Consider the following 21,475-nt stretch of genomic DNA (forward strand, 5'->3'; position numbering starts at 1 on the left):
GCGTTGGGAATTGGCCCGGATACAACACCGGTATCCGGGCCAATTCCCGCCTTGCCGGACCGCCGCCTGGACTCCGCCTCGGCTCGACCGAGGACCTTGACACACGCCCTAGCCGAGTGGTCAGAGCCTCCGCGGCGAAGGATCGCCGCGGAGGCTCTGACTGGTTGCCCGAGGAGGATGCGTTGCCTGCCGGGTGCGGCTGTACCGGGCCGGCGTGGTGGCGGTGTGTCGGCGGAAATGCCGGGTCAGGTGGGCCTGGTCGCAGAAGCCGACGGCGATCGCCACCTCGGCCGGCGGGATGCCGGTGAGGAGAAGTTTGCGGGCGGCCTCGACCCGCCGCCCGATGATGTACGCGTGCGGACTGATCCCGAAGGTCTGGCCGAAGCTGCGGACCAGGTGCGGTACCGAACGGCCCAGGAGGCGAGCGGCGGCGGCGAGGCTGACGGCCTCCACCGTGTGCTCGTCGAGCAGCGCCCTCAGCGCGCGGGCGGCCTGCGGTTCCGGCCGGGCCGGCGGAGAAGGCACGGCGGCCAGGTGGTCGGTGAGTCGTTGCCTGACCATGGCGAGACGGGCTTCGGCGTTCAGCGGGTCCTCGTCGGCAGCAAGGACCTGGTGGAGCCCGGCGAGGGCTCGGCGCAGCGGACCGTCGCGGAGGACGGTGTGGTCGACGGCGGAGCCGATCAGACTGGCGGGCAAAAACGCCGGGTCGAGGTACAGGTTGCGCTTGCGGAAGCCGGGCGCGTCGGCGGCGGGGCGGCCGTCGTGGACCACTCCGGGTGGCAGGACAGCGACATAGTCGGTGCCGCTCACTCCACAGTGTCGGTTGTCGAGGTCGTAACGGAGGGCGCCGGCGTCGAGGATCAGCACCGTCCAGGTGTCGTGGGCGTGCGGCGGGTAGGCGTAGTCGACGATCTGGGCGTGGAACACCTCGCTGATCTCGGGGACCGGTGGCCGCCAGGCCCGGACTCGGCAACCGGGCGGTCGGGCGCCGTCGGCGTCAAGAACGTCCAAGACCGGCGCGGCGGCCCCGGGGGATGCTCGGTCCATGTCGATCACTCCCGCTCACCTGGCCGTCGTGAATCTGTCCGAGGCGCTTGCGTCGTTCGACGACGTCTACAGTCCGCGAATCGTGACTCGGACAAACGATTATGACGTGCGGATCGCCCACACCCGGGGCGAGCACGTCTGGCACGTCCACGAGGACACCGACGAGTTCTTCCTGGTCCTGGACGGCCAGTTCAATGTCGCCTACCGCGACGCGGCCGGGCAGGAACACACAGTCGTGCTGCGTCAGGGCGACACCTTCGTGGTTCCCAAGGGCACCGAGCACAAGCCGTCCTCGCCGGGCGGGTCGATTCTGATGTTCGAGCCGACCGGGACCTCCACCACCGGCGATCGCCACGAGGGTGCGGTTCCCGACCACGTGGACAGCACGGCGGGGAAGGCCCTGACGACCCCGGGGAGGGGGCCCACCCCCAACGGCCCTGACGGTGTCCGCTACGACCGCTGGGTGTCCACGCTGATGACGGCCCGTCTGCTCCTGCGGCCCTACCGGGAGTCAGAGCTGCCGGCATTTCTCCTTCTGGCCCTTGATCCGGAGGTGACGCATCTCGTGGGCGACGGCGCCCCGTGGAGCCGGCAGCGCGCGGTTGACCGGTTCCACCGGGGCCGGGCCGCGCACGAACAGGGCAGCGGAGTGTGGCTCCAGGTCGCGGATCGCCACACCGACGAGCAGGTCGGCGTGGTGGCCGTCGAGCGTCGGGCGGACGACCTCGAGATCGGGGTCTGGATCACTCCCGCGCGGTGGTCGAACGGCTACGCCCGCGAAGCGCTCCGTGCCGTGCTCGGTCAGCTCCGGATCACCCGCGGCCTCGCGGGTCTCCCGATCGTCGCCGAGATCGACAGTCAGCACGTCCGGTCCTCGCAGCTTTTCCAATCCCTGGGCTTCCGGTTGGGAGGGCCGGGGATCGGCCGGTACGGCAATCGCGTCGACAGGTACGTCCTGGGGCGTCAGCGACTCCGCTGAGCAGGAACGGACGAGACGCCGGCCGTTCGAGGCGCCGGGCTCCCTGCCGGTCGGATGACCGGCTGGCGGGGGGCCCGGCACCGTCGCCGTCAGCGGCCCTGTAGGCGCTTCACGTTGTCGCCGAAGGTCCAGCCCTTCGACCCGTCCCAGTTCGCCGACCAGGTCATCAGGCCCTTGAGGCCGGGCACGGAGTTCCAGGCCTGCGTGACAAGCGACGTCGACAGGTGGCCGCCGCCCGCCCCGATCTGCGCGGGCAGCCCGGGGACCTGCTTGTCGTACGGCACGCGGATGGTGGTGCCCTGGATGGTGAGGCCGTTGTTCAGGCACTGCGTCTGCACCGTGAAGCCCTGCACGGTGCCCGCGGGGTACGAGTCGCCGGCGCAGCCGTACATGCTGCCGTTGTAGTACTGCATGTTCAGCCACCAGAGGCGGCCGTTGTCCACGTACTTCTTGATGATCGGCAGGTACGAGCCCCAGATCGAGCCGTAGACCACACTGCCGCCGGTGACGTACGCCGTCTCCGGTGCCATGGTCAGGCCGAAGTTCGACGGCATCCGGGCCAGCACGCCGTCGATGATCCGGATCAGGTTGGCCTGCGACGTGGACAGGGTGTTGATGTTGCCGCTGCCGGTCAGGCCGGTCTCGATGTCGATGTCGATGCCGTCGAAGTGGTAGGCGGTCAGGATCGGCACGATCGTCGCGATGAACCGGTCGGCGACCGCGGTGGAGCTCAGGTCGATGCCCGCGGCGGCCCCGCCGATCGACATCAGGATGGTGGCGCCGGCCGCCTTGGCCTGGCACATCTCGGCCGGCGTGGCCACCTTCACGCCAGCGTCCATGCCGTTCTCCCAGAGGACCGTGCCGTCCGAGCGGATCACCGGGAACGCCGCGTTGATCACGTTGTAGCCGTGCTGGTTGAGCCGGCTGTCGGTGAGCGGGATCCAGCCGAGGCCGGGGTGTACGCCGTTGGCGGCCCCGTCCCAGTTCTCCCAGTAGCCCTGCAGCACCTTGCCGCTGGGCCGCGACTTCACCGCGCAGGTCCCACCGGTTGGCGGCGGCGTGGTGGGGGGAGCGGTGGTCGGTGGTGGCGTGGTGGGCGGCGGGGTCGTCGGTGGTGGCGTGGTGGGTGGTGCCGTGGTGGGTGGTGGTGTGCTTCCCGAGCACGCGCCGAGGTCACGCCAGAGCGACGGGGTCGCGGCGGGGTTCCAGCCGGCGCCGGGGTGCGCGGTGTGGGTGACGAGCGCCTGGTAGAGCCGGCCGCCGTAGGTGACCTGGGCACCCGCCTGGTAGGTGGGGCCTTCGGCCCAGGCCGGGGCGGTGCAGGCGACCATCGCGACGGCGTTGGCCGAGGGCACGGCGGCCATGCTGCTGGGGACGAAGGCGACGGCGGCCGTGACGGTCATCGCCGCCCCGGCTACCACTGCGAAAATCCGACGGCTTCTCATGGCTCACTCCCCAGGCTTCGACGACCCGCGACCCCCACATATTGACGTTCGTGAAGCCTAATATCAAGGATTGTTTACAGATCCTCGAAGCGCCCGCTTGGGTGCGTGTCCTACGACAAGGTGAAACCTGAGCGATTTTCCCCTTCCGTCCGGGATTCCCCCTCGGCGCGAATACGGTGAGGTCGGGCGAGCAGGCACGTCATCGCGGCAGCGGAGCCCGGCCGCCAGCCGTCCACGTGCTGCTCAACGGTGTTGCCGGGCGGATGCGGCCCCGGCGGGGCCGCGTCGGCGGCCGTGCACATCTGCCCGCGCTCGGAAACCACTGACCAACGAGGGAGAAGAGACATGCTCGGTATCTCGCTACGTCGGCCGAAGACCATCGCCGCAACGCTCGCCGCCGCGACGCTGGTGACGGTGCTCGGCTCAGCCGCCCCAGGCGTGTCCGCGGACGGCGGTGTGCGACCAACCCCGGACGAGGGGCACCGCACCAGACCAACAATCGTCCTGGTGCACGGCGCCTGGGCCGACGGCTCAAGCTGGAGCGGGGAGGTCCGCAGACTCCAGGCCCGCGGTTTCGACGTCCAGGTCGCGCCACAACCCAACCGGGGGCCGTCGATCGACAGCGGCTACCTGAAGGACTTCCTGTCCACCATCGAAGGTCCCATCGTGCTCGCGGCCCACTCGTACGGCGGTTTTGTGGCGAGCGACGCCGCGACCGGCAACAACAACGTCAAGGCACTCGTGTTCGTCGACGCCTTCGCCCCGGAGAAGGGGGAGACAGTGGAGGATCTCAGCGCGGGCTCCGGCTCGGTGCTGGACCCGGCCGCGACCGACCCCACGAGCGTCTTCAAGCTCGTGCCGTTCCCCGGCGCCCCGGAGGGGGCGGCCGACTCGTACGTCCTGCCGAAGGTCTTCATCACCGGCTTCGCCAACGGCCTGCCTCGGCGTCAGGCGGAGGTGCTCGCCGTATCCCAGATCGCCCTGGCCACGAACGCTACGGCGGAGCCGGCCACGGAGCCGGCGTGGAAGACGATCCCGGTATGGGCGGTGATCGGCACCGAGGACCGGGTCATCCCGCCGGCCCGCCTGGAGGAGATGATGAAGCGGGCCGGGGCCGACATCACCCGGATCGGCGCCGGCCACCTGGGCCTGATCTCGCACCCCGACGAGGTCACCGAGGTCATCCTGGAGGCGGCGAGGACGACCGCCTGACAAGGCGCGCACTGGCAAGGTCGGCCGTGGCATCGCGGTGAGCGGTGCCACGGCCGTCCAAGCACTGTGGACCGTCATCTCACGCCGAGAACTGGCGAGACGATGTTGTGTGTCCAGCTTGGGCGTGCAGATAAATGGGAAGGCGCTCAGGACGGTCGGCCGACGCCCGCGACGAAGGCATAAGCGAAATGTCGGCTGTGCGTCAGGGTGATCAGCCAGGAACCGACACCGGCCGCTTCGGCGAGCACCGTCGCGCGCCCGGCCAGGGCCAGTGCCGGCTGCCCGCAGTGGCGGCGGACCACCTCGATCTCCCGCAGGGCCGCCCCACTCAGGCCGGGTCCCGAGGGCCTTCAACACCGCCTCCTTGGCGGCGAAACGGACGGCGAAGCGTTCCGCCGGGTCGCGCGCGAGCAGGCAGTAGGCGCGTTCTCCCGGGGTGAGATGCCAATCCGCGAAGCGGGGCTACCGGGCCAGCAGGGCCCGGATGTCGTCGACGTCGACGAGGTCGGTGCCCGCACACACGACCACCCGGCTCAGCACCTGACGGGCGGCGTCGTCGGCGGCCGCGGCGATCCGCTCGTCACCCTGGCTCACGGCCGCGCCGTCCCTCCGAGTCGCAGCGGTCTGTCCACCGTGGGCGACAATACGGTCGGTATTCTCCACCTGTCATCTGACAAATCTCCCCTGCGTGTTCATCCTCGGTGACCTGAGCGCTCAGGGACGCGGCCATTGAGAGGACCCGGCCATGAGCCTGTCGTTCCCGTTGCAGCAGAATCCGAGCTCGGCGAGCGCGCAGCGGCGAGCCGAGATCATGGCGAATCCGGGGTTCGGCAGGTACTTCACCGACCACATGGCACGGGCGGTGTGGAGGCCGGACGGCGGCTGGCAGGACTCCGAGATCATCCCGTTCGGCCCGATCCTCATGCACCCCGCGGCGGCCGTGCTGCACTACGCGCAGGAGATCTTCGAGGGGATGAAGGCGTACCGGCACCGGGACGGCTCGATCTGGTCGTTCCGGCCGCAGGCCAACGGCGAGCGCTTCGCCCGGTCCGCCCGACGGCTGGCACTGCCCGAGTTGCCGGTGCCGGACTTCATGGCCTCGGTCGAGGCACTGGTCCGTGCCGATCAGGTGTGGGTGCCGGATCAGGACGAGTACAGCGTCTATCTGCGACCGTTCATGTTCGCGTCCGAGCCGTTCCTGGGGGTTCGCCCGGCCAAGGAGATCACCTACATGGTGCTCGCCTGCCCGGTCGGCGCGTACTTCTCCGGTGGCGTCAAGCCGGTCTCCATCTGGCTGTCCACCCAATACACCCGGGCGGCACGGGGCGGCACGGGCGAGGCGAAGTGCGGCGGCAACTACGCCTCCAGCCTGGCGCCCATGGTCGAGGCCGTCGAGCACGGCTGTGAGCAGGTCTGTTTCCTGGACGCCGCCGAGGGCCGCTACGTGGAGGAGCTGGGCGGCATGAACCTCTACTTCATCACTGCCGACGGCAGGATCATCACCCCGGAACTCGGCACGATCCTCGAGGGCGTCACCCGGGGGTCGATCCTCATCCTTGCCAAGGATCTCGGCCTGCAGGTCGAGGAGCGCCCGGTGGAGATCCGGGAATGGCAGGAGGGCGTCGCGTCCGGCGCGATCACCGAGGTCTTCGCCTGTGGCACCGGCGCCGTGGTCACGCCGGTCGGGCGCCTGGTCTGGGAGGGCGGCGAGGTGACGGCCCCGAAGGCCGGCGCCGAGGACTCGGTGACCATGCGGGTGCGCCGCCATCTGCTCGACATCCAGTACGGCCGGGTCGCCGACCCGTACGGCTGGATGACCCGCCTCGTCTGACGAGGAACGTCCGGCACTACCTGTTCGCTCAGCGGAGGTGGCCGGCGAGGTCACGCACCGCCTCGGTGAACGCCTCGTCGGCTTCGCAGGGGCTGCGTCCCTTGATCGGTGGCGGAAAGATGTCGCCGGCCGGAGCCGTGACGTCGCGGGGGTCGCGAAGCCGTCGGTCCACCGTCGCCTTCCGGTCCGACGCGGCGGGTGCCTCGTCGGGTCGGTGCGGCGGAAAGACGCGCCCGCCGGCGGGGTCGGTGTCCCGCCACAGGTTCACCCACCGCCAGTCCACCCGATCGGCGATCTCGCGAATCACCTCGTCGCTGACGTACGCGGGAAAGAGCCGGGCGTATAGCCGTCGCAGCGGCGAGCCGTGGGTCAGCAGGGCGATCCGGTCGGTGACCCGTGGCGGCAGTTGGAGCACCGTCGCGGCGAGCAGGACCGAGCCGTGGCTGTGTCCGGTGAGCACCACCGCGTGGCCGGAGTCGACGAGATGGGTGATCCGGCAGGTCAGTTCGGGCACGGCCCGTTCGGCGTAGCACGGTGGCGCGAACGGGTGTGCGGCTCGGGGCCAGAAGGTGCCCAGGTCCCACACGACGCCCACGTACCGACGAAAGCCGGGGGTGCGGTAGGCGAAGATTCCGCCGACGACCAGACCGGCGATGATGGCGGCGATCAGGTAGCTGCCGACACCGATGCCGAAGTCGACGAGGCTGGCCGGCACCCCCACGTACCGCTGGATCAGTTCGTCGGCAGGCGTCGGCAGCAGGCCGAGCGCGACCGCCGCGATGCCGATTCCGGCAAGGCAGGCGTAGAGCACCGCGAGCGGCAGCAGCCTCTCGGTGAACCGGGCGCGGGCGATGGCCTTGCGCACCTGCCGCAGCCGTGGCCTGGCCTCGGCCGGCGCGTCCGGGAAGTCGCGCGCGACGATCGCCGCCGCGGCACGGATCCGTCCCGGTCGTGACGCCAGCGACACCACGCCGGCGACGGCCAGCGTCACCAGCACGGCCAGCGAGAAGCCGAGGATCGCCCAGATGCAGGCACGTGGGGGGCTGGTGATCAGCGCGTCCGCGGTCGGCGCGCCCCTGTTCAGGACGTCGGACACCCGATAGACCAGTTCGGCGGAGAACGTGAGGGCCAGACTGATCGCGGCGACGGAGGCCGCCAGGGCACCGAACCCGAGCGAGGGCGCGACACCGGGCTTGCGATCGCGGTGCCAGAACAGCACCGCCCCCAGGGCGACCAGCAGCACCGCCTGACCGATGAACAGCCCGACGACCGTCAGGTTGTAGCCGGGCAGCCCGTTCCTCTCCGGCCACGAGGCGGAACTGGTCAGAACGTGGAGCCAGACCACCACGGTCAGGCCGAGGGCGATCGTGCGCAGCACGCCGACCAACCGGTCGAGCCGCCACTCCGTGGGCGTGGTCAGGGGTGGGGTGCAGAGCAGGACCGCACACATGATCAGCAGGAGGCCGACGGCTACCCCCAGCGCGACGGTGCCGATCGACAGGCCCTGTGCCGCCCGGGCACCGAGCAGGCTGAGATCCAGCGTGGCAAACGCCGCCGTGACGTGAATCGAGCGCAGCCGACCGACCAGCGGCTCGTTGTCCCACCGACCGACTGCGGTGAGCCGGTGCGCCGGAAGGGGCTGGTCGGCCGCACGGAAGACGGGGAACGGGAGCGCCGGGCGGGCGCTGAGCCCCCACACCAGGCTGATGGCGGCGGCCGGCGCCAGCGCGAGCACCGCCAGGCGCAGTCCGGCCGGACGCTCCCCGAGCCAGGAGAGCCAGCTGCGCCCGTCCAGGCACTCCGGCGAGGACATGCACTTCCACGCGATCACGTCCAGCGCGATGCCCACGGTGCTCAGCACGTACATGCCGGTCAGGGTGAGTGCCAACAGCCGGCGCAGGGCCTTGACCACCGGGTCGGGGCCGGCTGCGGCCGGACGCATCCAGATGGCGAGGTTGATCAGCATGAAGGGCAACAGGATCACCATCGACAGCGTGCGCGTCGCGGTGCCGGCGGGCAGATTGTTCCAGCGGTAGGCTTCCAGCGTCGGTCCGTCCGCCGCATCGTCTTGCTGGTTTCCCGGTCGCGGCCGGTAGAAGCCGCCCCTGCGGTCACCCGCCACCTGCTGCACGTGTGGCCGATCCAGCAGGTCGTCCGGGCCCGTGGCGGACACCCCGTGCACCCGCAGCTCCACCAAGTCGTCAGCCCCGGCCCGCGCGCCCACCTCCCGCTGATCCATCCGGTACCGGTCCCTCGGCGTGTACGCGGCTCACAGCGACCCGCTCGGCTGATCCGACGGCGCCCGCGTGGCGCAGCGGGGTACCCCAGGACGGGAGAAGCAATCCTGAGCCGCAGGTACGGTCTTCGGCATTCTTCGACTATGGCTTCGACGACCTGCCCGGCGTGGTACCAATACCCGGACAGGCGAAGCCGGTAGAAATGGGCAGCCCATGTCGACAACGGCAGCGGCGCTGCTTCGAAAGCCGGGACAACCGCAACGGCCGAGCCTCCTGGAGCTCTTCTTCGACCTGGTGTTCGTCTTCGCTCTCAACCGGGTCTCACAGCGGCTGGTCGAGGAGCTCACCGAGCGGCGGGTCGTCCTCGTCGAGGCCGCCGAGACGCTGCTGTTGCTGCTGGCGTTCATGGTGCTGTGGTTCGTCACGGCGTGGGTCACCGACCTCTACGACCCACAGCGGCCGCAGCTCCAGTTGCTTGTCTACACGGCCATGCTCGGTGCGCTGGTGATGGCGGTGGCGGTGCCGCAGGCGTTCGGGGACCGGGGCATGGCGTTCGCTGGCGCGTACGTCGCGGTCCACATCATTCGTGGTCTGGTCATCGTGCCGATGCTGCGCGGCCACGAAGCTCAGCGCCGGGCGGCCGGGGTGTTCTTCTGGTTCACGTTGTCGGCCGTGCCGTGGATCGCCGGAGCGGTCGTGACGGACCTGGCCCGCGGGCTGTTGTGGACGCTCGCGATCGCCATCGACTGCGCGGCGCTGCTGCTGTTCTACCCCGCGCCCTGGACCCGCCCCACCCAACGGCAGTGGCCCGTCCTGGCCGAGTACCTGTCCGAGCGCTACCGACAGTTCTTCATCATCGCCCTCGGCGAGCTGATCCTGACGACAGGCTCGGCCTACAGCGACACGTCCTTCCGGCACATCGGATCCGTGGCAGCCTTCGCGGTCGCCTTCATCACGACCGTGCTGCTGTTTCGCGTCTACCTCTTCCGGGCGGGCCAGCTGTTGCCCGAAGCGATCAGAGCCACCGCTGAGCCCGCGCACCTCATCCGGGAGGCCTTCCTCGCGCACGTCCTCATGGTGACGGGGATCGTCACCGTCGCCGTCGGGTACGAGATTGTGATCGAACATCCGTTCGGACACACGGAAGCGGCGTGGATTCTCGTCGTCCTCGGCGGACCGATGCTGTTCCTGATCGGGCGAGCCCTGGTGGAACATGCCGTGTTCGACCGGGTGTCGCACTCGCGGATCATCGGCGCGTTGGCGCTCGCCGGCGCCGCACCGTTCATGATCCTTCTGCCGCCGCTGGCCGTGGCCGGCACCGCGGTCGCCGTCCTCGCCGGCATCGCCGCTTCCGACGCCGCTCATGCCATGGGGAAACCACCCGAACAGCCGCACCCGCCCAAACCCCGGCGGTGAGCGGCGGATCGAGCCCCACCGGGAGCGTGCCGCGGGATCTGTCTACGTCTGGTGGAAGACGCGGCCGGTGCCGTCGTGCGGCTCAGCCGACCAGCCGGTCGACGTACGACTGGATGTCGGCGTCGGTGACGACCCCGCGGGCGGCGAGAATGTCGAGGCACCGAATGACGAGTTCGAAGGAGAAGAAGACCGCGTCGGCGAAGATGGCGAGGTTCTTCAGCTGCTCGGTGGTCAGCTCCGGTGCGACCGGGTTCCTGATGTAGACGGCATCGCCGTCGACCGCCTGGTTCACCGTCAGCTCCTTCGGCAGCCTGCCGAATCGGGAGTGGTTGATGAGGGTCGACTTGACGAACAGGAACTTGTGGAGCATGAACCCCTGGGCGCGCAGGTATCCGTCCAGGCCGCAGAGGTTCGGCTCGTTGTCGTACAGCTGCAGGAACCGGACTTCCGGAATGATCGTGACCGCGCCCGCGAGCCGTTTCTCCGCGCCCCGCATCGCCTCGACCTCGTAGCCCTGGCAGTCGATCTTGAGCAGGTCGATGTCGACGATGCCCGGCAGGTCGTCGATCCGATGGGTTTCCATGTCGATCGTCTCCACCAGCGTGGTCTCGTCGCGCCACCGGTCGAGAAAGTCGATCGATGGCAGATGGATCGGGTACATGCTGCTGAAGGCGCCGTTCCGGAAGACGTGCAGGGTCGCCGGGCCGCCCCGACCGATGGCGTACGGCAGGTAGTGCTCGTTGTCCCGCCTGGTCCTCAGCAACTCCCGGTACGCGCGTTCCTGCGGCTCGAAGCCCCACACCTCGCACAGGCCCTGCTCGACGAGAGTCTCGTACGGGGGCCGGTCCAGGGGGTTGGCGAGCGGGTTGGCGCCGACGTCGAGGATGCGCGGCCGTCGCTCGGGCCGCAGGATCTCGACCAGCGCCGTCGATCGTGCCGGGTCGATGTGGTCAGCCATGATCGGGTCACCTCCGGACGTACGACGGATCTTGTCGGGTGCAACGGGTTCTGCCGAGGTGTCACCGCGCGTCGGTCAGCAATTCCGTGGCCAGCGCGGTGACCACCTCCGTGGGGGATGGCATGGCGGCGATCTGGTCGGCGATCCTGCCGGCGTTGGTGCGGTACCCGGGTGTGCCGAGCACCGTGTCCACGGCCCGGGCGACGGTCTCCGGTGTGACGTCGTCCGGCCGGAGTTGCACGGCGGCGCCCGCGTTGGCTGCCCGGCCGGCATGTATGGACTGGTCCGCTCCCTGCGGCACGACCACCATGGGCAGCCCGGTGGCCAGCACGCCGAGCACGGTTCCGGCGCCGCCGTGGCACACCACCAGATCGATGTCGGCCAGCAGGTCGTGCAGTGGCACGAACGGCTCGAAGACGACCGCCGCGTGGTCGACGTCGAAGTCGTCCGCCGAGGCGGTGAGCCCGACGGGCACCCGCAGCGCCGCGCCGGTGCGGGCGAGCGCGCGCAGGATGGGGTCGAGCCGCCGGGCGTCGGTGAAGAGGGTGCCGAAGGTGACCAGGATCCGGGGCTGCCCGACAAGTGCGCGGAGCACGGGGGCGCGCTGGCCGGGTGGAGCGCGGTGGGCCTCGGGGCGCAGTGGCCGCCATCGTTCAGTGGCCTGCCAGTCGTCGCGTCGCATCGCCGGAGGGCAGACGTCCAGCACCCAGCGGGCCGGCCGAGGCGTCAGTCCGCGGCTTTCGTACTGCCCGGACACCTGCTGCCGCAACCTCTGCTGGAACTCCGGCGAACCCTCCGGCCCGACCGTCAGCGTGGCGGTGGGCACGTCCAGGGCGGTGGCGACGAGCGGCCCGAGAACGTCCGTCGGATCGGTGACGATCAGATCCGGCCGCCAGGCCCGAGCCGCGGCCAGGCTGTCCGCCGCGGAGAGGTCGATCCTGGTGTTGCCGAAGGCCTCAAGCTGGGCGGCGAGTGTCGCCCCCGCCATGACGTCCTCACCGGTACGGCGGAGCACCTCGGCACGGAGGGCACCCGCATCCGCGCCGGCGGGAAGCATCTCGAACTCCTCGCCGCCGAAGACCTTCGTCACCGACTCCGGCACCAGCACCGACACCGCGTGCCCCTGGTCGATGCAGGCTCGTGCGGTCGGCACCTGGTGCAGGAGGTGGCCGAGCAGCGGCACCCCGGTGAAGATGACCCGCATGGATCGACGCCTCGGTGTGTTCATCAGTACCGCTCAGGCGAACGCGTGGTCGAGTGACGGGCCGAACGACACGATCCTGGTCTGCGCGAGCAGGTCGAGGTCTGCCGGCTGGTAGGTGTGTCGGGAGGTGTCGGTGTGGCGTACGTAGACGTAGTTGAAGCGGTCGGTCGCGTAGGTGGCGTACCCCTGTTGGGCCGCGTCGATGACGAACCTGATGTCCTCGCCTCTGGTCTGGTCGGCGAACCTCACCACATCGCACAACTCCCGGCGCATCAGGAGTGTCCCGCCGCACAGGGGTGTGCCATAGACGTGCTCGGTGCCGGGGAAGATCACGCCGAGGGCGGGAAGCCTCTCGAGGAAGATGAACCTGGTCCATTTGCCGACGATGTCCGCCTCGGTGTACTCGAAGGCGCGCAGTTGGTCTTCCAGGTAGTTCGGGCCGTAGAGGTCGTCGTCGTCGAACCGGGCAACGTACGGCGCGGACGCCGTCTTGATCAGCTCGTTGCACACGGATCCCAGTGACAGCTCACTCGGTAGGCGCACCACCGTGAGGTGCTGGATCGACTGGGCGGCTGCGGCGTCCCGGATGCGCGACTCCGGTTCGTCGACGCCGTGCAGGCCGAGGATCAGCTCCAGGTCGGCATGGGTTTGGCGACCGACGTTTCTGATGATGCTCTCGTATCCGCCGAGTCGATGGGTCGGCGCCACGATCGAGACGCGGGGCGGCGGCTTCGGGCTGGAGCGCAGGCCGACCGTCCGCAGGAGATCGTCGACGCGGTCCGCGTAGGTGTGCTCCCGCATGACCCACCGGACCCCCTGCACGGCCTGACGGTCTCTCAGCTCGGTGCTGGACAGGAGGGCCTTGACCAGCATCTGCGGCGATGACCTGTCCGCGATGGCCGCCACGCCGCCGGGGCCCACCATCGCGACGGCCGCCGGTGACGGGCCACCGAGCACCGGGGTGCCGCAGGCCAGCGGCTCCAGGAGAGCGGGCGAGAGCGTCGTGGGGTCCGAGACCGGGTCCACCTGGAGGAAGACCCGGTAGCGCCGGTACGCGCTCAGCAGTTGGTCGTACGTCACGTGACTGGCGACGTGATCCTTGAGGGCGGGGGAGAGCGCGGGGTGCGACCCGGGTTCGTCGAGCAGGAGGACGTGCAGCCCGAGACCGGCGGTGGCGCTCAGGAACTCGGCGCCGACATCGTGACGTGGTGCGACGTACGCGATGTCGCCGACGGCGTGCGAGAAGGCTCCCACCGGGTTGTGGATACGCGGTTGGATCGCGAACGGCAGGACACCGACCCGCTCGTGCCCGAGGTCCGCCCGGTATCGGCGCGCGCAGCTCGGGTCCACCGTGAAGACCCAGTCGAAGTGGCGGGCGACGGGCAGGAACGGCTCGTAGCCCGACGGGTCGTCGTTGTTCCAGAAGAGAGTGGGAACGGCGTGCTGGCGGCAGTGGTCCAGCAGCTCCACGACCCACGGGTGGAGCCCGCCGTCGGGGGTGAACGGCCCGCCCGCATCGTCGGCCGGGCAGCTGGACTCGACCAGGAGGAGGTGCGGCGGCGCCGGCCGAAAGGCCGCGCGCCACGAGCCCCGCCGGACCGGCTGCACACCGAACTCGTACCGTAGCGCCAGCCGCGACCGTTCGCCGAGGACGGCCGCGACGCGCAGGTCGGGCCGCCGCGGTGGTGTGGTCGGAAGGCTGGCCGACTCGAACCGGACCACGTGCGCCGGTGCGCTGTCGCCGGTGGCCACCTCGATGCGCCAGGGCCGGCCGGTCGTCGGCGAGCCGTCGTCGGCGGCGGGAGGCGACGCGTTCGGCGGTGCCTGCGTTGCGGCCCGTTCGATGTCGCGGTCGCGCATCATGAGCAGGAGCGCGGCCGCGGCGTCGGCTGTCGAATTGGTGGTCCCGATGGTGTCGTCGGGTCGTCTCGCGGCGTCGTTCTGGGTGCGGATGGCGAGGAGACCGTCGTTCGACGCGATGGCGGAGACGTCGAACGCCTGGAGGACCGCCGCGATCAGGTCCGGAAAGCGCATCGTCAAACCGTCGACGGGCTCGTCGTCACGCACCACGAACTCGATCGCACCACCGTCGACCACCACGCGACCCAGTTCGTCGAACAGGCGTGGGAGCCGCGCGGCCTGCAGAGCGTCCAACCCGACGACGGCACGATCGAAGGTGTCCGCCTGGAACGGCAGCACGTCTGGCGTGACGCGAGCCGGCCAGAGGCCAGCCGGCGGCGGAAGCCTGGAGAGGTCGAGCGTGCGAGTGGGCGTCGCGGGCTCAGCGGGCATCCCGTGCCTCCGGTGTGTAGCCCCAGCGAGCGCATCGGTCTTCGAGGTAGTCGGGGACGGGCTGCGCGGTCGTCGTCACCGGCCGGGGCTGCACCTGACCGGAGCGGATGGCGGCACCGAAGTCGCCGATTCCCGGCTCGAACGGGCCGTGGTCCGCCTGGCCGTACTCCAGCATCGTCGGTTCCCAGTCGACGTCGAGGTAGGCGCAGACGGCCTTCGTCGACGCGACCGGGTCGGACAGCAGGTCCTCGTACCGAATCGTGAGGCCCGACAGCTCGCGCCGCGCGTCCTCGACTCCGTCGATCATGTCGAGCACGATCGGAACGACAGTGGACTCCGGATCAGGCCCGACCCGCAGCGCGGACCTCATGATGTCCGCCGGGTTGCGCAGCAGGAAGATGTAGCGGGCACGCGGCCAGCACTCGCTGAGCCGACGCCAGGACAGCGAGTTGCCGGGTGTCTTCTCGACGAGCACCGACTTCTTGCTGGCCTCCAGCAGGCGGTGCAGGATCCGGTCCCACAGGAGGAAGGCGAGCTCCTCGTCGGGGAATCCCGCGGTGCGCAGCGCCAGCTCGGTGTACCAGGTCGTGGTGTCGACCCTCGTGTGCGGCAGGTGGAGCTCGTGGGGCGCGCAGATCTGTGAGTGTGTGTTGAGAATGCATCGCAGCAGGGTTGATCCGGACCGGATGGCCGACAGGATGAAGGCTGGCTCCTCGACGAGCCGAGCTCCCGGGTCAGCGTGCACATGTCCTCCGTCTGTTGTTCAACTGGGCTCGTGCGTGCTCAGTTGCCGACCAGTTGGTCCACCGCGACGACCGTCGCCGCCCGAGCGGCAGGTGTCGTGGACCCGGTGACCTCGCGCAGCCAGTCGGGCAGCTTCCCCTCGTCGAGCAGGTCCAGTGCGGCGGCCTTGCCCATGGGATTGGAGAAGTGGATGTGCGCGGCCTGGCTGGGGGTCTTCAGCACCTCTTCGAGACGCGCGCGCTCCTGCCGGTAGCTGGTCGCCTTCCGGTCCTGCGTGTAGAACTCGTAGTGCCCGAGCAGGATCTGCAGGTCCCACACATCGGGTATGGGCGGGCCGAGGTTCTCGAAGAGCTGGCCGCTGTGGTCCAGCGCCACGGTCTCGCCTTCGAGAAGCTGCACCAGTGTCCAGTAGTACTGGTCACTGAAGGCGTACCGCTCGTTGGTGTCGTAGCCGAACTCCCGCAGCTTCCGCAGGAGCCCGAACCGGTCACTCGGCGGCTGCGGATATCTGTCGAGCAGGTCGAGCAGAACGCCGGCCGGGCCGATGTACCCGCCGCTGTTGAGGAAGGGGTACGGCGGAGTGGGGGGAGCGTCCAGGATGGCGAATCCGAGGGCACCCAGTGGCCAACTGCCGACCTCGGCGCTGAAGACGACCGGCTGCGCAAAGGTCTCGTAGACCTCTTCGATGTGCTGTTGTCCGCGAATGAACAACGTGTCGTACGCGTCGGTGAACACGATGAGCTCATCGGCCTCGACGTGCTGCGCGAGGTAGCCCGTGATGATGGACCGCTTGTCGCTGTGTCGGAAGCCGTCCTTGGTGGAGTGCAGAATGACCAGGTCGAGTCCGAGAACGCCACAGGACGGGATCAGGAGGCGTTGGAGGAACGGCTGGTCGAGGTCGGATGCTATGGTGACAATCTTCATGTCGCCCCTCGGGTTTCAGACCGTGAATGACGGCCGTGGGCGGCCGATTCCGATTCCGCCGGCCAGGATCTGTCGTTCGAAACTGATGTCGAGATCCTGCTCCCAGCGCTTCATGATTTCCTGCTCGCCGGGTCGGTCGATGTCGTCGAGAATGATTGCGTAGTCGTCCGCGAGCAGTGAGGCGAAGAACGGGATCGCGGGATACCGGGAGTGTTGCCGGGCGACGTCGCTCGCCGGCGGGCCGTCAATGATGAGCAGGTCGATCGGCTGGTCGGCGATCCCGCGGCGAATGGCGTCCGTCTCGTACCACGCGTTCTCCTCGTGCGGCCACGCGGACGCCGTCGGCGTCAGGGGTGCGCGCACGACAGTCACCACGTCGTCCAGCGACTCGTCGGCGAGCTGCTGTTCGATGGTGTCGGCCCACTGTTCGTCGTGCTCCACCGTCCAGACCCGCCCCCCTCGCTGCCGGGCCAGGCGTCCCAGGTAGACCGACGAGATGCCACTGCCCAGTTCCACGATGTGGCGCCGCCGGTTGATGACGACCTCGTTGAGCACGGCGACGACACCGCTGGGACGCATTGCCGCCACATTCCAGGGCAGATAGCTCGATGACAGCGGGGCTAAGACCTGAAGGGCCAGCAGGTCGTGCCAAACTTGATCATTCATAAACTCTCCGCCCGGGGTAGGGATTGCGCCACCTGGGGATCGCGCTGGCGCGGCCTGGAGTAAACAATCGATGCCCGACGATGGCAGCCATTGTGCCATTGCTGGGGCGAGTGCGGTAGGTGTCGGCCGCCGAGTTCCGTTGGCGGCAGGCGGCCGGTTCTCCCGGCGATTTCGTCGTGGTGTGGCTTTGTCCGGTTCGATAATGGAATCGCCTGTGTTGTGGGCTCGGTGGTAAATGGGTACGAAAATCAACTACATTGCGTGCGGACGACACGTTCTGGAAACGCGTCCCGGGTCCGGACCGGCAACGCCCTGCGCACGACTGTGACTTTCCGTGACCCTGTCTTGACCATCTGCTGGATCGTGGCTAACATATCAACGTCCATCGCTAAGTGGGACGAGTATTCGATGGATTGGATGCGGTTCGGGCGACGTTGCCTGCGATTATCTTCTTCTGGTTTCTCGTTTCTCGGCTCCCCTGCGGTTGGGTGCCTGGTGGACACTGTTTCGGCAAAATCAGCACGAGGAGGGCCGAGTGTCGAAAAGGGGCGGTGAGTCGACCGCGGAATCGTCCTTCGTCGGCGGCGACACGACACCGCGGGTTTCCGTTGTCGTGCCCACCCACAACCGCGCCCAGGACCTGCGCCGCACGCTTGAGAGCCTCTGCGAGCAGACACTTGGAGTCGACGAGTACGACGTGATCGTCGCCGACGACGGCTCGACCGACGAGACCCGGTCCGTCGTCCACTCCTTCGCCGGCCGACTGCGGCTCAAGTACCTCTTCCAGGAGGATCTCGGTGCCCGGGCCGCGCAGGTGCGCGACAACGGCGTCACCCGGGTGCGCAACGCCGGCGCCCGGCTGGCCACGGCACCAGTGCTGGTGTTCCTGGACTGTGCCACGCTGGCCGGCCCGGACCTGCTCACGGCACATCTGCTCGCGCACACCCCACCTGCCGTGCCCGGCCGGGCGATCGCCGGGTACGTGTACGCATACCCTCCACGCAGGGTCGACGACCCGAGCTACGCGCCCCCGGCCGGGCTGGCCGAGGCCGTCCGGACGCTGACACCGCAGCAGGTGGCTGACCGCTACCGGGACGAGCCGAGGTTTCGTGACCCGCGGCACGAGGAGTTCGAGAAGGTCGGGTTCGACCTGGGTGAGCGCATCTTCCCGGAGGAGTTGTTCTGGAGTTCGAACTGCTCCATACCCGCCGTCGACTTCTGGGCGGTCGGCGGCTTCGACGAGGACTTCCGCGGTTGGGGCCTGGACGACGTCGACCTGGGCTACCGGCTGGCCCGTAACGGCACCGCGATCCAGGTGAGCCTGGACGCGTGGGCGATCGAGTCGCCACACGAGCGGGACGGCGCGGTGAACTTCGCGGGCCTCCTGCGCAACGCGGAGAGCTTCTTCACCAAGTACCGGTTCGCCGAGCCCTCACTCGAACTCGGCTGGCTGGTCCTGCAGTCGCCCACCGAGCCTGCCCTGTGCACGGTGGAGATGCTCAGCCGCCGGGTCGCGGACTGGACCCGCCACTGTGCCGGGCGCACCGTCACCGCCGAGTTGGAGAAGGCGTTCGAGTCGATCGCGCCCGACGCGCGCGTCGCCGTGCTCGGGGCGGGGGCCGTCGTGCCCGCTGTCCGGCAGTCCTGCGTACTCGCCGACTTCGACCGGCAGGTCGTGGACCGGCTTGTCGCCGACGGTGCCGGGGCCCGCCACGACGTGCGCCACAACGTGGGCGTCCGTACCGCGTTGCCGGACCGGGCGGTGGACACCGTCGTGATCACCTCAAGGCTCGACGGGCTGTGGGGTGACTTCGGCCCGGCGATTCTGGCCGAAGCGCGCCGGATCGGCACGCGGGAACCCGTCCGCACGGGGGATCGCTAGCATGACGCGCCTCCGGGGATCCGCGATGCGAAGCGACGACGAGGCGCAGGGGATCGATGCGGTGGAGCGGGTCACCCCGCACGCGGCGAGGCCCGTGCCCGCCCGCAAGGTCCCGCCGCTGAACGTCCGGGACGCGGGCGTCCTGGAGGGCGTCGCCTCGGGCGCGTCGAGCGTGCAACTGGCGGCCAGCCTCTTTCTCAGCCGACAGGGTGTGGAATACCGCATCGGACGACTACTGCGCAAGTTCCGGGTGACGAACCGGACGGCGCTTGTCGGCAGGGCGTACTCCCTGGGCATCTTCGAGAGCGGATCCTGGCCGCCCAAGGTGCGGCGGGAGTTCGTGGCCGGTGAGTAGGGTCCGTCGACTCAGCCTGCCCTCCCACTCACGGAAAGACCGGGGATGAACGAGACGGTGAAGTTCTCCTGCGTCGTCGACGGCTCCCCGAGATACCGGCACGAGGCCTGGATCTGGAGTACGACGCTGCTGCGCATCGCCCGACGCCAGCCCTCCGAGCTGGTCATGCACCTCGTCGAAGGGGTCGACGGCCGCGAGTTCGACGTCCTCCGTGACCTGGGCGTGGAGATCCGCACCGTCCCGCCGTTCGACAGACGCCATCCGTACTCCAACAAGCTGAGCCAACTGCACAGCGAAGCGCTGCGAGACGCCGACCAGGTCGTCCTCACGGACTGCGACATCGCCTTCGCCGACGACGTCGCCGGCCTGTTCGCCGGCCTGGAGATGATCGCCGCCAAGACTGTCGACCTCGCGCGACCGTCGTACGACCACTGGCGGCGGATCTTCGCGGCGGCGGGCTTCGACTCAGAACCGGGACTCGCCCTCGCCACCCACTCCGGAGAGCCGACCTTCGCCCGCAACTTCAACGGCGGGGTGTACGTGCTGACGCGTGAGGCGTTCGAGGCCATCGGGAGCGCCTGGCCGAGATGGAACAAGTGGCTGCTGGACCGCCCGGAGGTCCTCGGCGACCTGACGTTCCACACCGACCAGGTCGCGTTCGGGCTGGCGACACACGAGTTGGGCCTGGCCGTGTGCGACCTCACGCCGAGGTTCAACTACCCGACGCACCTTGTCGACCCGCTGCCCTCGGATCCCGTGCTGCTGCACTATCACCAGCACCTCGACGATGCCGGCTACCTCAGAACAGTCGGCCACGATGCCGTGGACGCCAAGATCCGCCGGGTCAACCGGGTGCTGGCCGCCGAGCGGCACGCGGCGTCGTGAAGATGGGCGCGTCTCGTCGTACCGTGGATGGTGTGTGCCGTCCTCAGGCCGCACCACGGCGGCGCGCGGTCGCGGCGTCCAGCACCACCCGGGTCGCTGCCCGCGCACCGTCCGGGAAGCGCTCGTAGGCGGTCATCAGCTCGCGGGCGCGGGCGCGGTACGCCGGGTGGGTCAGCACCGTGTGCACGGCGTCGCGCAGCTGCTCGGCCGTCTGCCGCTCCTTCCTCAGCCAGAGGCCCGCGCCGGACCACCGCACCCGGGCGTTGTTCTCCATGTGGTCCTCCGAGTCGCCGACCGCGACAAGCGGCACGCCCTGCGCCAGGGCGGTCTGCACGCCGCCGAAACCGCCGTTGGTGACCATCAGGTCCACGTGCGGCAGCACCTCGGTGAACGGGATGTACGGTTCCAGCACCAGGTTCGGCGGACGGCGCTCCGCGGGCAGCACCTCCTGCGGGTCGCGTCCACCCGACGTGGCGACCACCAGCACCTCCTCGTCGGCCAGCCCGCTGATCGTCGGCAGCAGGAGGTCGAGCGGATCGGTGGCGGCGGTGCCCTGCGTGACGAACACCACCGGCCGGCCGGCGGCCCGCGCCTGCGCGATCCGCCCCCACCACGAGGGCTCCTTCCAGTCGTCCAACCCCTCCAGCCGCATCGGCCCGCAGAACACCACCGAGTCGGGCAGGTCGCGCCGGGGGTACTCGAGTTCGGGGATGCTCGACTGGACGTACCGGTCGACGATCTGCTGCGGCCAGGAGAAGAAGAAGCCCGGCAGCGGCGGCAGGCCGAGCGCGGCCCGGATCCGGGTCGCCTCCCGCTGCGGCTCGCGCATGACGACCCGCCGGACCAACTGGTAGAGAAGTCGGTTGCGCGCCCGGCCGAGCGGCCCGCGCGCCGGCGGCAGACCGGTGCCGTACGGTGCCGTGTCCACACTCGACACGTGCAGCGCGCCGGTCGAGAACACCACCAGGGGGATGTTCCGTCGTTCGGCCGCGAACATCCCGGCCAGGAAACTGTGGTCGGACACCACCACCTCGGGCGCGAAGGAGTCGATCAGCTCGTCGATGTCGGCCACGAAGGCCTCGACGGGGCGAACGAACACCTCCAGCACTGTGGTGCCGTAACCGCCGACCCCGCCGGCGCGGTCCGGTGCGCTCTGCAGCGCGTCGCCCGCGCCGACGTCGGCCCCGGCGCGCGCGGTCATCGGGGCGAACCTCGCGCCGGTCCCGACGACCAGGGGTTCGAACGCCCTACCGGTGTACCAGAGCACGTCGTGGCCCGCGACGACCAACTCCCGCACCAGGGGTGTCGCGTAGCGCAGGTGCCCGGTGATGGCGTGCGTGGTTACCAGAATCGAGGTCACGTGGGGATCACCCTCCTGCAGTGGCGAACTCCGCCGCG

Annotated in this window: 19 protein-coding genes and 1 pseudogene; 7 read left to right on the top strand and 13 right to left on the bottom strand. The window is 69.5% G+C overall.

Features of this window, described 5'->3' with window-relative positions:
- Window positions 1-120 precede the first annotated feature (120 nt).
- Window positions 121-1,047: an AraC family transcriptional regulator gene (locus AB0B14_RS35895; protein WP_357078239.1), complete on the bottom strand. Its 927-nt coding sequence runs from the start codon at window positions 1,045-1,047 to the stop codon at window positions 121-123.
- On the opposite strand from AB0B14_RS35895, the gene AB0B14_RS35900 reads away from it, so the two are divergent.
- Window positions 1,046-2,026 (top strand): GNAT family N-acetyltransferase, encoded by a 981-nt coding sequence (locus AB0B14_RS35900; protein ID WP_357078236.1) that lies wholly within the window; start codon window positions 1,046-1,048, stop codon window positions 2,024-2,026. The two genes, AB0B14_RS35895 and AB0B14_RS35900, sit on opposite strands and share 2 nt — an antisense overlap.
- A gap of 89 nt (window positions 2,027-2,115) precedes the next feature.
- Here AB0B14_RS35900 and AB0B14_RS35905 read toward each other — a convergent pair whose 3' ends face one another.
- Window positions 2,116-3,429, bottom strand: coding sequence for a glycosyl hydrolase family 18 protein (locus AB0B14_RS35905; RefSeq protein ID WP_357526559.1), 1,314 nt, complete (start codon window positions 3,427-3,429; stop codon window positions 2,116-2,118).
- Between the two features lie 387 nt (window positions 3,430-3,816).
- Between AB0B14_RS35905 and AB0B14_RS35910 the strand changes: the two genes are divergently transcribed.
- Window positions 3,817-4,683, top strand: a complete 867-nt coding sequence (locus tag AB0B14_RS35910; protein WP_357526561.1) for an alpha/beta hydrolase — start codon at window positions 3,817-3,819, stop codon at window positions 4,681-4,683.
- 146 nt (window positions 4,684-4,829) lie between these two features.
- On the opposite strand, the gene AB0B14_RS35915 is transcribed toward AB0B14_RS35910, so the two are convergent.
- From AB0B14_RS35915 to AB0B14_RS35925, 3 genes and pseudogenes are all read right to left on the bottom strand, one after another.
- The gene (locus AB0B14_RS35915) at window positions 4,830-4,985 is read right to left on the bottom strand and encodes a hypothetical protein (protein WP_357078227.1); all 156 of its coding nucleotides are present in this window, start codon (window positions 4,983-4,985) and stop codon (window positions 4,830-4,832) included.
- A gap of 46 nt (window positions 4,986-5,031) precedes the next feature.
- A pseudogene (locus tag AB0B14_RS35920) lies at window positions 5,032-5,130 on the bottom strand (hypothetical protein); the annotation flags it as partial.
- A 15-nt stretch (window positions 5,131-5,145) separates the two neighbouring features.
- A complete protein-coding gene (locus tag AB0B14_RS35925; RefSeq protein WP_357526562.1) occupies window positions 5,146-5,277 on the bottom strand; it encodes a hypothetical protein in 132 nt (43 codons plus the stop codon).
- A 151-nt stretch (window positions 5,278-5,428) separates the two neighbouring features.
- On the opposite strand from AB0B14_RS35925, the gene AB0B14_RS35930 reads away from it, so the two are divergent.
- Window positions 5,429-6,514 (top strand): branched-chain amino acid aminotransferase, encoded by a 1,086-nt coding sequence (locus AB0B14_RS35930; RefSeq protein WP_357078224.1) that lies wholly within the window; start codon window positions 5,429-5,431, stop codon window positions 6,512-6,514.
- 28 nt (window positions 6,515-6,542) lie between these two features.
- Here AB0B14_RS35930 and AB0B14_RS35935 read toward each other — a convergent pair whose 3' ends face one another.
- Window positions 6,543-8,753, bottom strand: a complete 2,211-nt coding sequence (locus AB0B14_RS35935; protein WP_357526564.1) for a hypothetical protein — start codon at window positions 8,751-8,753, stop codon at window positions 6,543-6,545.
- A 211-nt stretch (window positions 8,754-8,964) separates the two neighbouring features.
- Between AB0B14_RS35935 and AB0B14_RS35940 the strand changes: the two genes are divergently transcribed.
- Entirely contained in the window at window positions 8,965-10,167 is a 1,203-nt protein-coding gene (locus AB0B14_RS35940) for a low temperature requirement protein A (protein WP_357526566.1), read from the top strand.
- An 82-nt stretch (window positions 10,168-10,249) separates the two neighbouring features.
- On the opposite strand, the gene AB0B14_RS35945 is transcribed toward AB0B14_RS35940, so the two are convergent.
- From AB0B14_RS35945 to AB0B14_RS35970, 6 genes are all read right to left on the bottom strand, one after another.
- Window positions 10,250-11,125, bottom strand: a complete 876-nt coding sequence (locus AB0B14_RS35945) for an FkbM family methyltransferase (protein ID WP_357078214.1) — start codon at window positions 11,123-11,125, stop codon at window positions 10,250-10,252.
- A 61-nt stretch (window positions 11,126-11,186) separates the two neighbouring features.
- Window positions 11,187-12,329, bottom strand: coding sequence for a glycosyltransferase (locus AB0B14_RS35950; protein WP_357526568.1), 1,143 nt, complete (start codon window positions 12,327-12,329; stop codon window positions 11,187-11,189).
- Window positions 12,330-12,362: 33 nt separating this feature from the next.
- Window positions 12,363-14,621: a glycosyltransferase gene (locus AB0B14_RS35955; protein ID WP_357526569.1), complete on the bottom strand. Its 2,259-nt coding sequence runs from the start codon at window positions 14,619-14,621 to the stop codon at window positions 12,363-12,365.
- Window positions 14,611-15,366, bottom strand: a complete 756-nt coding sequence (locus AB0B14_RS35960; protein ID WP_357526571.1) for a sulfotransferase — start codon at window positions 15,364-15,366, stop codon at window positions 14,611-14,613. Before AB0B14_RS35960 ends, AB0B14_RS35955 begins: the two co-directional genes overlap by 11 nt.
- Window positions 15,367-15,404: 38 nt before the next feature.
- On the bottom strand, window positions 15,405-16,289 hold the full coding sequence (locus tag AB0B14_RS35965) for a glycosyltransferase domain-containing protein (protein WP_357526572.1): 885 nt from the start codon (window positions 16,287-16,289) through the stop codon (window positions 15,405-15,407).
- A 15-nt stretch (window positions 16,290-16,304) separates the two neighbouring features.
- A complete protein-coding gene (locus AB0B14_RS35970; RefSeq protein ID WP_357526574.1) occupies window positions 16,305-17,054 on the bottom strand; it encodes a class I SAM-dependent methyltransferase in 750 nt (249 codons plus the stop codon).
- A gap of 436 nt (window positions 17,055-17,490) precedes the next feature.
- On the opposite strand from AB0B14_RS35970, the gene AB0B14_RS35975 reads away from it, so the two are divergent.
- The 3 genes from AB0B14_RS35975 to AB0B14_RS35985 are packed head-to-tail and all read left to right on the top strand — an operon-like array spanning window position 17,491 to window position 20,077.
- Complete coding sequence (locus AB0B14_RS35975) at window positions 17,491-18,837, top strand: glycosyltransferase (RefSeq protein WP_357526576.1); 1,347 nt, start codon at window positions 17,491-17,493, stop codon at window positions 18,835-18,837.
- Window positions 18,838-18,862: 25 nt separating this feature from the next.
- The gene (locus AB0B14_RS35980) at window positions 18,863-19,192 is read left to right on the top strand and encodes a LuxR C-terminal-related transcriptional regulator (protein WP_357078192.1); all 330 of its coding nucleotides are present in this window, start codon (window positions 18,863-18,865) and stop codon (window positions 19,190-19,192) included.
- A gap of 45 nt (window positions 19,193-19,237) precedes the next feature.
- Window positions 19,238-20,077, top strand: a complete 840-nt coding sequence (locus AB0B14_RS35985; RefSeq protein ID WP_357526578.1) for a hypothetical protein — start codon at window positions 19,238-19,240, stop codon at window positions 20,075-20,077.
- A gap of 43 nt (window positions 20,078-20,120) precedes the next feature.
- Here the strand turns inward: AB0B14_RS35985 and AB0B14_RS35990 are convergent, their stop codons facing one another.
- Window positions 20,121-21,437 (bottom strand): glycosyltransferase, encoded by a 1,317-nt coding sequence (locus AB0B14_RS35990; RefSeq protein ID WP_357078186.1) that lies wholly within the window; start codon window positions 21,435-21,437, stop codon window positions 20,121-20,123.
- Window positions 21,438-21,475 lie beyond the last annotated feature (38 nt).

This window comes from Micromonospora sp. NPDC049171, from assembly GCF_040648275.1.
Classification (GTDB): Bacteria; Actinomycetota; Actinomycetes; order Mycobacteriales; family Micromonosporaceae; genus Micromonospora.